This is a genomic window from Bradyrhizobium sp. 186 (assembly GCF_023101685.1).
Lineage (GTDB): Bacteria > Pseudomonadota > Alphaproteobacteria > Rhizobiales > Xanthobacteraceae > Bradyrhizobium.
In genome coordinates this window covers 3,531,504-3,544,874 of record NZ_CP082164.1, presented here as the reverse complement: position 1 = coordinate 3,544,874, position 13,371 = coordinate 3,531,504, and the positions used below count along the sequence as shown (strand labels likewise).

7 protein-coding genes are annotated in these 13,371 nt (G+C 66.4%); 3 read left to right on the top strand and 4 right to left on the bottom strand.

All coding sequences use genetic code 11. From position 1 onward, the window contains the following. The first annotated feature begins 315 nt into the window (after window positions 1-315). Entirely contained in the window at window positions 316-6,150 is a 5,835-nt protein-coding gene (locus IVB18_RS16855; RefSeq protein ID WP_247990153.1) for a negative regulator of septation ring formation, read from the top strand. Between the two features lie 169 nt (window positions 6,151-6,319). Then, window positions 6,320-7,501: an IS110 family transposase gene (locus tag IVB18_RS16850; protein WP_247983422.1), complete on the top strand. Its 1,182-nt coding sequence runs from the start codon at window positions 6,320-6,322 to the stop codon at window positions 7,499-7,501. A gap of 720 nt (window positions 7,502-8,221) precedes the next feature. Here IVB18_RS16850 and IVB18_RS16845 read toward each other — a convergent pair. Genes IVB18_RS16845 through IVB18_RS16835 form a run of 3 tightly spaced genes read right to left on the bottom strand, consistent with a single transcriptional unit; the run spans window position 8,222 to window position 11,023 of the window. Next, on the bottom strand, window positions 8,222-9,100 hold the full coding sequence (locus IVB18_RS16845; RefSeq protein WP_247990152.1) for an MlaD family protein: 879 nt from the start codon (window positions 9,098-9,100) through the stop codon (window positions 8,222-8,224). A 16-nt stretch (window positions 9,101-9,116) separates the two neighbouring features. Then, window positions 9,117-9,887 carry an ABC transporter ATP-binding protein gene (locus IVB18_RS16840; RefSeq protein WP_247990151.1) on the bottom strand — a complete coding sequence of 257 codons (771 nt, stop codon included), beginning with the start codon at window positions 9,885-9,887 and terminating at the stop codon, window positions 9,117-9,119. A 2-nt stretch (window positions 9,888-9,889) separates the two neighbouring features. Further along, the gene (locus IVB18_RS16835) at window positions 9,890-11,023 is read right to left on the bottom strand and encodes an ABC transporter permease (RefSeq protein WP_247990150.1); all 1,134 of its coding nucleotides are present in this window, start codon (window positions 11,021-11,023) and stop codon (window positions 9,890-9,892) included. Window positions 11,024-11,156: 133 nt separating this feature from the next. On the opposite strand from IVB18_RS16835, the gene dgcA reads away from it, so the two are divergent. Beyond that, window positions 11,157-12,152 (top strand): N-acetyl-D-Glu racemase DgcA, encoded by a 996-nt coding sequence (gene dgcA, locus IVB18_RS16830; RefSeq protein WP_247990149.1) that lies wholly within the window; start codon window positions 11,157-11,159, stop codon window positions 12,150-12,152. On the opposite strand, the gene IVB18_RS16825 is transcribed toward dgcA, so the two are convergent. Beyond that, complete coding sequence (locus IVB18_RS16825) at window positions 12,122-13,318, bottom strand: major facilitator superfamily domain-containing protein 6 (protein WP_247990148.1); 1,197 nt, start codon at window positions 13,316-13,318, stop codon at window positions 12,122-12,124. The two genes, dgcA and IVB18_RS16825, sit on opposite strands and share 31 nt — an antisense overlap. Between the last annotated feature and the right edge of the window lie 53 nt (window positions 13,319-13,371).

Sequence of the window (13,371 nt, the reverse complement as noted above, 5' to 3'; positions counted from 1 at the left end):
TAACGAAATGTTTGGGCTGTTTCGCGCAATTCTGCCGGTTTATTGACGAAAAGTTGCCGCAATCGGCCAAGTTCCGTGGAGAATTTCATTTGTTGCTAAGGCGTTACGCCGCGATCCTGTTAACGATGATTAAGATTGTCTTAATCGCGGGCATTTCATTCGCGACGCTCTGCCAATAGGATGTTGCAGAAATTGGCGGACAAGCCGTCCGGGTGGGGACGGCTCGGAGATCCGCGCAAGCGGCATGATCCGGACTGTGGGCTTGCACAGGGCTCGCGGGGGGACGCGTACAAGTAACGAGGGCTCGGACTGAACATGGCGAACACTCCGAAAAAGTTCAAAGACCCCACAGAAGATGCGCTTTCTGCGATCCAGGAAGCCCTGAATATCAGCGACACGGCTGCGGACACCAGCCGCAATGCCTCGGCACGGACGGAAACCGGGTCTTCGATGGCGCCGCCGATGCCTCCCGTGTTCGACGAGCCGGTCTTCGAGCCGCGCCCCGCCGCCAACGAGCGGGCGGTGTTCGACCCGATCGAGGAACCGCGCAGCTCTCGCCGCGCCGCCAATGACGACCGCGAGACCATCGGTCAATTGCTCCAGGCGCTCCAGAAGGGCCGCCCTGCCCGCAGCGTCTACACCTTCGCCACCATTTTTGCCGGCATCTGGCTCGCGGCCTGCGCCGCGCTGACCATCGGCTTCCTGCCCTCGATCCAGGCCGCCATGGGCCAGAGCAGCGGCGTGCTGGTGCTTGCCGGCCTCGTCGCGCTGTTCTTCGCGCCCATCATGCTGTTCTACTTCCTGGCGAGCCTGGTCTGGCGCGGCCAGGAAATGCGCATGATCGCGCAGGCGATGGCACAGGTGGCGATCCGCTTCTCCGAGCCGGAAGGCTCGGCTTCCGATTCCATGGTGACGGTCGGCCAGGCCATCCGCCGCGAGGTTGCGGCGATGGGCGATGGCATCGAGCGCGCGATCGCGCGCGCCGGCGAACTCGAGACGCTGGTCGCCAACGAGGTCGCCGCGCTTGAACGCGCTTATTCCGACAATGAAGTGCGCATCCGCGCCCTGCTCCAGGACATCGCGCACCAGCGCGACAACCTGGTCGGCCAGGCCGAGCAGGTCCGCAGCGCCATCTCCGGCGTGCAGATCGACCTGCGCCACGACATCGCACTGATTTCGGACGCGATCGCCTCGCGCGTCGACGAGGTCGCCAAGAGCATTACCGGCGCGCTGGAAGAGCGCGGCGCCCATATCACGGGGGCGCTGAGCAACGCCGGCGACAACATGATCCTGGCGCTCGGCGAGCGCGGCGGCGACCTGCTCGACCGCCTCGAGGAAGCCAGCAACGAGACCACGCGCGCCGTGCTCGACGCCAGCGAGCGGCTGACCACCAGCCTCAACTTCAAGACCGGCCACGTCCACGACGAGTTCGTCGATCTCGCCGACCGCGTCCACGAGATGCTGAACGAGCGCATCGACCGCATCACCGGCGAGTTCGAGCAGCGCTCCGCCGCGATCGTCGACGGCATCTCCGAACGCACCGAGCAGGTGCACGATTCCTTGAAGAATTCGTCGGACTCGCTGCTGCTCGAGCTCGAGCTGCGCTCCAACGACCTCTCCGCCAAGATCGACGACGCCGGCAACCGCCTCGCCGGCCAGATCATGACCTCCGGCGACAAGGCGAGCGAGGCGCTCGACGCCACCGTCAACACGCTGGTCGCCAAGGTCGTGAGCCAGACCGAGACCGCGCACGACTCGCTGTCGCTCCAGATGAGCGCATTCGACGAGCTGGTGAAGAACCAGGGCTCCGAGCTGGTCGAGAAGTTCGCCCGCGACTCCGGCACGCTGGGCGCGCTGATCACGCGCCACATCTCCGAGTTCGACCGCACCGTGAGGACCTTCGGCGGCGAGATCGTCGAGCGCATGGGCCACCGCACGCAAGACATCGCCGAGACGCTGAAGACCTATGTCGACAATTTCGACACCCGCTTCACCTCGAACGGCGGCCAGATCACCGCAGCACTCGATCAGCGCCTGGTGCAGTTCGAGACGACGATCGGCGAGCGCGTAACCAACCTCGATTCCTCGCTGAAGGGCAAGATCACCAGCCTCGACGGCACGATCGAAGGCCACATCAAGACCTTCGACGAGCAGTTCGGCGGCCGCGTCACCGCGCTCGAACAGTCGTTCGATACCCGCGCCAGGTCGGTGACCGAGACCATCGACGGACGTCTCAACACGCTCGCCACGTCGCTGACCGACGGTGCCGCCCAGGCGATCCAGTCGGTCGATACGCGGTTGACACACCTCACGACGACGCTCACCGGTGGCGCCTCGCAGGCGCTCGAGTCCATCGACTCCCGCCTCACCCACCTGACGACGTCGCTGACCGACGGCGCATCGCAGACGATCCAGGCGATCGATACGCGGCTGACGCATCTCACGACCACGCTCACGGGCGGCGCTTCGCAGGCGCTCGAGTCCATCGATACCCGCCTCACCTACCTGACGACCGCGCTGACGAACGGCGCCTCGCAGGCCGTGCAGTCGATTGACACGCGCCTCACGCTGCTGACTTCGACGCTCACCGACGGCACCGCGCAGGCGATCGAGGCGGTCGACCGCCGCATCACTGGCGTCACCGAGGTCATCGACGGCCGCAGCACGCATCTGACCGACACGGTCACGGCGCGCTTCCAGGATATCCACTACGCCATCGAGACCAAGGTCGGCTCGGTCGCCAACGACATCGACGTGCGCGTGGCGCAGTTCGAAGACCTGCTCGGCTCGCGCGTCGAGGCCGTCGCCGGCCGCATCGAAAGCAGCGGTCGCCAGGCAAGCGAGGACATGATGTCCCGCGCGGAGATGATCTCGACCGCCATCCGCTCGCATGTCGAGGACGCCGAGCGTTCCCTCACCAATCTCGTCGTCAACACCAGCGAGACGATCCAGACGGGCGCGCGCACCGCCCAGCAGTCGCTGATGACGGTCTCCTCCGACGTCAACGCCCAGCTCAAGATGACCTCGACCGAGGTCGAGCGCGCGCTGACCGCGGTCGGCACGGGTGCTGCGAACTCGATCCTGAGCAGCGCCCGCGAAGCGCAGTCGACCCTGGTCGCGGCATCGGGCGATGCGTCCAACCAGATCAAGTCGCTGTCGGCCGACGTCGAACGCACGCTGTCCGCGGCAGGCTCGGCCACGGCGGCCTCGATCCTGGCCGGCGCGCGCGAGGTGCAGACCACGCTCGTCACCGCCTCCTCGGATGCGGCCAACCACGTCAAGACGCTCACCGCCGACGTGCAACGCTCGCTGTCGATGGCCGGCTCCGCCACGGCGGAATCGATCACCGCCGGCGCACGCGATGCGCAGAGCACGCTGATCGCGACCTCGACCGAGACCGCCAACCAGATCAAGGCACTGTCGTCCGACGTACAGCGCTCGCTCTCGATGGCGGGCACCTCGACGGCCGAGACCATCACGACCGGCGCCCGCGAGGCCCAGAGCACGCTGATCGCGACCTCGACCGAGACCGCCAACCAGATCAAGGCACTGTCGTCCGACGTACAGCGCTCGCTCTCGATGGCGGGCACCTCGACGGCCGAGACCATCACGACCGGCGCCCGCGAGGCCCAGAACACCCTGGTCACGGCATCCTCGGACGCGGCGAGCCAGGTCAAGTCGCTCGCGGCGGAAGTGCACCGCTCGCTCTCGCAGGCTGGCCAGTCGACCGCCGAGACGATCACGACCAGCGCTCGCGACGCCCAGAGCACCCTGCTCGCGGTCTCGGCCGAACAGACCGGCCAGGTCCGTTCGCTGGCGGCCGAGATGCAGCGCGCGCTGGCGACCGCCGGCGGCGCCACCATCGAGGCGCTCACCAGCGGCGTCCGCGAGGCCCAGGGCACGCTGATCTCCGCCTCGACCGATGCGGCGAGCCAGATCAAGTCGCTAACCGCGGACATCGAGCGCACGCTGACCTCGGTCGGCGCCGATACCGCCTCCACGATCCTCAACAGCGCACGCGAGGCGCAGACCTCGCTGACCTCGACGTCGGCCGACGCCGCGAGCCAGATCCGCACGATCTCGACCGAAATCGAGCGTTCGCTCAGCACGGCCACGACCAACGCCACGAACGACATCCAGACCAGCGCGCTCAACGCCCAGAATGCGCTGATCAACGCCTCCAACGAGGCGAGCTCGCGGGTCAAGTCGAGTTCGGCGGATGTCGAGCGCTCGGTGCTCGCCGCCAGCAGCAGCTTCGGCCAGGCCATGACCGGCAAGACCGACGAGATCGTCACCTATGTGCAGCAGCAGTCCGATCGCCTCGCGAACATGATCGACGCCAAGCGCGGCTCGCTCGTGGACGCGATCGGCTCGAAGACCAGCCAGCTTACGCTCGACATCGACCGCGTCACCTCCGACGCGCTGAAGTCGATCGAGACGCGCGGCCACGCCTTCTCCCAGACGATGATGGGCAACGGCTCCGAGGTGGCGCGGACCATCAACTCGGCGAGCGAGATGGCGACAGGTGCCGTCAACAAGTCGCTCAAGGACCTCGAGCAGGCCTCGCGCGCGGCGATCGACCAGTCGCGCCAGGTCTCGATCGCGGCCGTCACCGAGATGCAGGAGACCAGCAAGATCCTGCGCACCGACACGGTGGCGCTGTTCGAGCGGCTGCGCGAAGGCAACATCCTGCTCCAGGAGGTGCTGACCGGTGCGCACGACAACCTCAACTCGCTCGAGCGGGCGCTGGTGACGCGCGTTGCCGACTTCGTCTCGGCGATGAACGACGTCACCTCGCGCAACGGCGCGGCGACGCAGAACCTCGAAGACCAGCTCAACGTCTTCAACACGAAGACCACGAGGGCGCTCCAGGATCTCGGCGAGCTGTCGACCCAGTTCGACGCGCACGGCAAGGCGCTCGTCGATGCCGCGGCCGTGGTCGAGCAGAGCAACAAGAACACCACCGCTTCGCTTGCCGAGCGCAAGCAGGCGCTGGAATCGCTCGTCACCACGATCGACCTGCGCACGACCGATCTCGACCAGCGGCTGTCGCGCTTCACCGGCCTGCTCGATGAATCGCTTGCCGCCGCCGAAGAGCGCGCCCGCGACATCGCCCGCGTGGTGGCGGAGACCGCCGGCGCCGGCTCGGCCGCGATCACCCGCCAGTTCGAGGCGGTGCGCGCAGCGTCCGAAGAGGAACACCGGCAGACCGTCGAGTCCATGCACGACATCTACCGCCAGACCACCGACGAGGCCGATGCGATGTTCAAGCAGTCGACCGAGAAGTTCAGCAACCTCGTCTCCAGCATGAAGCAGATGGCGTTCGAGATGCACAACGAGCTCGAAGCCACCCGCAACGAGCTGCGCCGCGGCGTGCTCGAGATGCCGCAGGAGGCCGCCGAGAGCACTGCGCAGATGCGCAAGGTGATCGTCGACCAGATCGAGGCCCTCGCCGAACTCAACCGCATCGTCGCCCAGCATGGCCGCGGTCTCGACGTCACCACGACGAGCCGTGCCACGGTTCAGCGCCAGGAAGAGCCGGCGCTGGCAGCCGTCGGCGGCCGCGGTGCCGAGACGCGCATGCGCGACACCGGCAGCGCCTCGACGCTGCCGCCGCCGGACCTCGGCATGCCGGCCCCGCGCCGCACCGAGGCGCCGCCGGTCGCGCCCGCGGGCAACGACCAGGGCCGCGACGGCTGGCTGTCCGACCTGTTGAGCCGCACGGACGCCAACCAAGGTGCTCCGACCGGACGTGAGGCCCCGCGCGGCCGCGCTGCACCCGCTCCGCAACCGCAAGCGCCGCAAGGCGGCGGCAATCCGCTGGAATCGCTGTCGCTCGACATCGGCCGGCTGATGGACCGCAACCTCGCGTCCGAGATGTGGGACCGCTACCAGCGCGGCGAGAACAAGGCCTTCACCAAGCGCCTCTACACGCCCGCCGGCCAGAAGGCCTTTGACGAAGTGGCCCGCAAGTACCGCGCCGACCGCAACTTCAAGGCAACGGTCGACCGCTACATCGGAGAGTTCGAACGCCTGCTCGACGAAGTCGCCCGCGACGGCCGCGGCCCGCAGGAGCTGCGCAACCACCTGACCACGGAGACGGGTCTGGTCTACACCCTGCTCGCGCACAGCGCGGGACGGCTGGGGTAAGCGGCAAGTAGCAACAGCGAATAGAATGAAAACGGAGGCCTCACGGCCTCCGTTTTTGTTTTGAGGTCATCGTTGCGAGAGCGAAGTGACGAAGATTCCATGGGGAGTGGATAGCGACCAGGTCTGAGGCCAGACTGAGGTTGCTGACCCCCTCAACCTGGAGACGACGATGTTGCTCGATCATCCTTCCGACGGACCGACCGCTATCCGCACGCAGTTTGGCGCAATTTTTGTGTCTTTGGAACTGAGCCGTTCGACGTGGGTGATTACGTCACTTTCGCCTGGTACGGGCGAGAAGATGTCCAGGCACAGCGTCACGGCCGGCGATACGGCTGAGCTGATGAAGCTGTTTGCGGAACTCAGGCGCAAGGCGGAGGCCAGGACCCGCGAGAGCTATCCGATCATCACGATCCAGGAAGCTGGGCTGGACGGGTTCTGGCTGCACCGTGTTCTGCAACAGAACGGCATTGAGAGCCACGTGGTCGATCCCGCCTCGATTGCGACGTCGCGACGGCGGCGGCGGGCCAAGACTGACAGGCTCGATGGCGAGGCGCTGTTGCGGGCGCTTCTGGCCTACAAGCGCGGCGAGCCGCGGGTCTGTGCGATGGTGGTTGCGCCCTCGCCTGAAGAGGAGGACCGGCGCAGGCTGTGTCGCGAACGAGCGACGCTGATCGCCGAGCGCATCACGCATGTGAACCGGATCAAGGGTCTTCTGTTCGCGCAGGGGATATCCGACTACGTGCCGCTGCGGCGCAATCGGCGGGCGCGGCTTGAGGCCTTGCGCACGGGCGACGGGCGGGAGCTGCCTTCGCATTTGAAGGCGCAGATCGGCCGCGAGCTCGATCGGGTCGAACTGCTTCTGGAACAGATCAAGGCGGTCGAGGCCGCGCGAGATGCTCTGCTGGCCGCAGCCCGGAAGCCTGCAGACAAGAACGCTGCAGACAAGGTCGCGCCGGATCCGGTGGCGATGCTGCTGGCCTTGAAAGGGCTCGGCGCCAACTTTGCGGCCGTGCTCTGGTCGGAGGCGTTCTACCGGCAGTTCTCCAACCGCCGCCAGGTCGCCGCCTATGCGGGGCTTGCGGCGACGCCGTGGCAAAGCGGAGGCATCCGGCACGAGCAGGGCGTGTCGAAGGCCGGCAATCCCAGGCTGCGGACCACAATGATCCAGCTCGCCTGGCTGTGGATACGTCACCAGCCGCAGTCGGCCCTGACGCGCTGGTTCAAGGAGCGAAGCCCGCAAGGCCGCAAGCGCGCGATCGTGGCGCTGGCGCGCAAGCTTCTCGTGACCTTGTGGAAGTATGTCACCGCGGGCGAGACCATCGAGGGGGCCGTGATGAAGCCCGCCGCCTGATCCGGACCGCACCAAGCGGCGTGCTTCGCCGCCCGCGCGCAACGAAAGAACCATAACCCATCTGCCGAGGCCCGATCAGTCTCGGAAGATCCGGGTGGACGAACCGATGGATTGCATGGCTTCAAACGCCGCAACGAAGAATGGCCTCGTCCTCTCGAGCCTGCCCGCCGCAAGCGGAATCGTGGTGCAGTCGCCTTGTGCGACGACCGAATGTGAGTTTGATCTGGCAAGCAACCCAGATCGTCGAACCGGCTCGACCCTTGGATCGCAAATGCGAGGATGGCAGATGCCCTGACAGAACCGCCAACGCGAGGAGCTCCTATCGGCCCAACGCACCAAGCATGATGGCGTGCTCGCTCAACTCAAGGCCAAGCCGCTTCGCGGCGGCCCTAACAGGCCGGCCTTGACTTGATCTGCGCGCGCCATCCTGCAGAACCCGCGGTCGGGACGAAGAGGTGGCTGCAGTCGAACAAAAAGGTGACTGCTCATCCTTGACACACACATTCCCCATGTGAGCAAATCCAGACTGCCCCTGCGGCGGCAGTTGCCGCTGCGGCGCACTCCTTTTCCTTCTCCCCCTGTGGGAGAAGGTGGCGCGAAGCGCCGGATGAGGGGTTGTCCCCTCATGTTCAACTGAGAGAGATTCGTGCGCGGAGAGAAACCCCTCATCCGACGCGCTGCGCGCGCCACCTTCTCCCACAAGGGGAGAAGGGTTCCCGCCTACTGCCGCTTGCGCTCGTTCGCGGGCGCGGACCTCGGCGGTTCGGCCGGCGGAGCCGCCTGTTGCGCGCTGTTGCTGGCGCCGAATAGCACGCGGGTCGGGTTGCGATCAAAATTGTTCACGGCGCGGCTGATATCGCCGAGGGTGCGGCGGCCGTCGGTCATCAGCGCGCCGGAGCGCTTGTCGAAGTCGTCGGCGAGTTCGCGGATCGACTTCACCGCCTGGAACAGCTCGCCGCCGTCCTTGCCACCGGCGAGCGTGTTGAGGCCGAGCATGAGGCTGTCGGCCTTGAGTATCACGCCGTCGACCTTGGCCATCACGCCATCGATCTTTTCGGAGTTGCGCGCGAGCGAGTTGGTGAAGGCCTCGAGGTTCCTCAGCGAGTTCTTCACCGTCTCCTGATTGTCGGCAACGATCTTGTTGATGTTCTGGAGCGTGCCCCGGATCGCCTCGGTGACGTCCTGGAGCTTGTTGGGGTCGGCCGTCAGCGACGGGATGCCGTCCTCGTCGAGCGGCGGCGGAGGTGCTGCCTCCTCGCCGCCCTTGAGCGAGATCGCGGCAACGCCGGTCAGGCCCTGGAATTCGAGGCCGACCATGGTGTCCTTGCGGATCGGGGCGTTGTTCTCGACCATGGCGAGTGCGACAACCCGCCGCGGGTTGTCGAGCTTTACCGAGACCACTTCGCCCACCCGGATACCGTTGAAATTGACGCTGCCGCCGTTGCGCAGACCCGCGGCGGGGCCCTCGAACACAACGCGCAGGGGGCTGCGCTGCTTGGTGGTGTGCAGCGACTGGAACCACAGCACGAAGCCGATCGCCGCGGCGATCACCGCCAGCGTGAACGATCCGATCAATACGTAATTTGCCCGCGTTTCCATCAGCTACTCCGGCACCTCAGCCCATCACCGCGCGAGCGCGCTTGCCATGGAAATATTGCCTCAGCCAGGGATGCTGCGAGGCCTGCATGTCGGCGATCGACCCTGCCGCAATGATCTTACCGTTCCCTAAAACGGCGATGCGGTCGCAAGCTGTGTAAAGGCTGTCGAGGTCGTGCGTTACCATGAAAACGGTCAGCCCCAAAGTACGCTGGAGCGTCCTGACCAGTTCGTCGAAGTCGCCGGCGCCGATCGGATCGAGGCCGGAGGTCGGCTCGTCGAGGAAGACGAGGTCCGGATCGAGCGACAGCGCGCGCGCCAGCGCGACGCGCTTGATCATGCCGCCGGACAGTTCGGACGGAAAGCGCTCGGCCACTTCGGGCTTGAGGCCGACCATGGTGAGCTTGGCGATGGTGATCTCGTCCATCAGCCGCTGCGACACCCTGAGATATTCGCGCATCGGAAACTGGATATTCTGCCTGACGGTCAGCGAGGAGAACAGCGCGCCCTGCTGGAACAGCACGCCCCAGCGCCGCTCCACGTTGCGGCGCTGCGATGTGTTGGAGGAATCCAGATCGACGCCGAACACCTCGATGTGGCCTGCGACCTTCGGCACGAGGCCGATGATGGTGCGCGTCAGCACCGACTTGCCGGCGCCCGAAGGGCCGACGAAGCCGAGGATCTCGCCGCGCTTGACGTCGAGGTTGAGGCCGTCGAGCACGCGCGTCGTGCCGAACTGCACGGTGATGTCGCGGACGCGGATGATGGGGTTTTGGATCTCGCCTGCCATCATCACATCCCGATCGAGGCGAAGAAGATCGCGAACACGCCGTCCATGACGATGACGAAGAAGATGCCCTTCACCACCGACGACGTCGTGTGCTGCCCCAGCGATTCCGCACTGCCCTGTACGGCCAGCCCTTCGACGCAGGCGACGATGCCGATCACGGCGGCCATGACCGGTGCTTTCACCATGCCGACGATGAAATGATCGATCGAGATGGCGTCGCGCAGGCGCAGCAAGAAGGCTTCGGGATCGACGCCGCCATAGAGCCAGGCGACGAGACCGCCGCCATAGAGCGCGGCCATGGCGCCGAGGAAGGCCAGAATCGGCAGCGCCATCACCAGTGCCAGCATGCGCGGCAGCACCAGGACCTCGATCGGGTCGAAACCCATGGTGCGCAGCGCGTCGATCTCCTCGCGCATCTTCATCGAGCCGAGCTCGGCGGTGTAGGCGCTACCGGAACGGCCGGCGACCATGATCGCGACCAGCAAGACGCCGATCTCGCGCAGCACCAGCACGCCCAGCATGTCGACGACGAAGATGTCGGCGCCGAACCTGCGGAAATGGAAGATGCCCTGCTGGGCGATGATGCATCCGATCAGGAAGGTGATCAGCACGACGATCGGCACCGCGCGCCAGCAGACCTGCTCGAGGTGATGCACGGTCGAGGTCAGGCGGAGCGAGCGCGGATGGATCAGCACGCGCGCGCCCGCCGCGAGCACCGCGCCGAGCATGTCGATCAGGCCCGCGACCGTGCCGGCAACACCGGCCACGGCCCGGCCGATCTGCTCCAGCATACCGGTGATGGTCACCGCACTGGTGTCGATCACGGGCGTCGCCCTGACCCGCCTCACCTCGTCGACGAGGCTCGAATAGTTCGCGGAGAGCCCTGCGATCTGCGCCTCGACGGCGCCCTGGGTAAGGCTCCGGCGCAACCGCTCGATCAGCCAGGCACCAAAGGTGTCAAGCTTGGCGACCTCGGAGACGTCGATGAAGATGCTTTGCGAACCGCCGGCGAGCTTCTCGGCGTCGGCCACCATCCGCTCCAGGACCGGCGCGAAGCTCGCGGTCCAGGTTCCGGTGGCGCAGAGCGCCAGCGCATTGCCTTTGGCAATCCGTTCCAGCTTCGGATCGCCGCTCAAGATGTCCGCTCCCGTGCCGGGTCGGAGGAAAAGTGATGGTTGCGCACGCGCCCTTACCTAGAGAAGGTACCCCAGCTGGCCATTGTTAGTTGCAACAGGTAACTAGCAGGTTCAGATTTCGCCAGAGTTCAAAATGACTTCCAGCAAAGTTCCGGCCCTGGTTGCGCGAATCGAGCGCTTCCCGATCGCCGGCAGCTTCACGATCAGCCGGGGCGCCAAGACCGAGGCCGTGACTGTCGTCGCCGAGGTCCGCCGGGACGGCCTGACCGGTCGCGGCGAGTGCGTACCCTATCCCCGCTATGGCGAGACGCCCGAGGCGACGCTTGCGGCCATCCAGGCCATGCAGGACGCCGTCGCAGGCGGCCTCACCCGCCAGGCCCTGCAAGCCGCCATGCGGCCAGGAGCTGCCCGCAACGCGCTGGATTGCGCCCTGATCGACCTCGAGGCCAAGGTGGCGGGCTTGCGAGCCTGGAACCTGCTCGACCGCCCGCTGCCGGGCGAGCGCACCACGGCCTACACCATCTCGCTGGGCACACCCGAAGCCATGGCGGCGGCGACCGCCAGGGCGGCGCACCGGCCGCTGCTCAAGATCAAGCTCGGCGGAGAAGGCGATGACGCCAGGATCGCGGCTGTGCGCAAGGCTGCCCCCGAGTCGGAGCTGATCGTTGATGCCAACGAGGCCTGGACCGAGGCCAACCTGGAACACAATCTCGCCGCCTGCGACGCGGTCGGCGTGACCCTGGTGGAGCAGCCGCTGCCGGCCGGCAAGGACGACGCGCTGGCACGGATCCGGCGCCCGCTCGCGGTCTGCGCCGACGAGAGCGTGCACGATCGCAACTCGCTCGCACCGCTGCGCGAGCGCTATGACGCCGTGAACATCAAGCTCGACAAGACTGGCGGCCTCACCGAGGCGCTCGCCATGGCGGATGCGGCGCAGGCGCTCGGCTTCGAGATCATGATCGGCTGCATGGTCGCAACCTCGCTGTCGATGGCACCGGCGATGCTGGTGACGCCGCAGGCGCGCTTCGTCGATCTCGACGGTCCCCTGCTGCTGGCGCGCGACCGCGAGCACGGGCTGCGGTATGACGATAGCCTGATCTATCCGCCGGACTCCTCGCTCTGGGGATGAGCCTTGAGCCGGTGCCGCGCCGACCAGATCAAAAGCGCGCCGGCACCCGCCATCGCGGCCATGACGTAATACAGGCTATCGCCGATGCGGGCGTAGATCGCGCCCGAGGCGATCGAGGTCGTTGCGCCCAACAGCCCGATGCACGCGGCATAGTAGCCCTGCCCCCGCGCGATCTGATGCGACGGCACGCGCTGCACCAGGAGATTCATGGTGCCGAGGACGGTCATCCCGAAGCTCAGGCCGTGGCCAAGTTGCGCGATCGCGAGCAGCGCGAGCGGCGGCTCGTTGGCGGTAATGATCCAGCGCACGACGGCACTCGCGCCACCGATCGCCATGAGCGAGGACGGATGCAGTGAAAAACGCGGCGACAGCGCGAAGACGAGGATTTCGGCGATCACGCCCAGCGTCCAGAGGCCCGCGATCGTCAGCCCACCGAGGCCGTGGGCCTGCCAGTTGATGGCCGAGAACGTGTAATAGGCGACGTGACTGCCCTGGATCAGCGCCGCCGAGACGATGATGGCCCAGAACCCGCCATCGCGCAGCAGCGCCTTGCTGGCATACGTCTCCACGGTCCTTCGCCGCACATCGTCCAGCGGCTGGAGCAACAGGCCGGCGAGCCCCGCAACGACAGCCCATGCGACGATGATCCAGATCAGCTCGCGCGCAGCGATGCGGTCGACGAGATAGCCGCAGGCGAGCGAGCCGGCGGCGAAGGCCGCCGAGCCCCACAGCCGCACCGGCCCGTAGTCGAGGCCGTAACGGGCGACGCCGCGCAGCGCATAGGCGTCGGTCAGCGGGATCGTCGGCGTCCACATCATGCAGGTCAGCACATAGATCAGGAACAGCGCCAGCGGCTGCTGCTGCAAGCCGACCGCTGCAAAGCCCACCGCCGTCGCGAGCACCGAAACCATCATGCCGGCGCGAATGGCATGCCTCTTTTCGGCAAATGCGGTTGCATAAGGCAGCGTGGTGAAGCGCGTGATCGCCGGCAGCGCGTTGATGACGCCGATCCATGCGGCGTCGATGCCGATCGCCTTCAGCCAGACCGGAAAGAACGGCAGATGCGTGCCCGAGACCGCGAACACCGCCGAATAGAACAGCGCCAGCCGCACGGCGAATCGCTGCTTTTCGGACGCTGCGATGGGGATTTGTGATTCGCCTGCCATCAAACCAATTGCGATTCGGTCGATATCGTGATGATCGTTAGCTTAACGCGCCG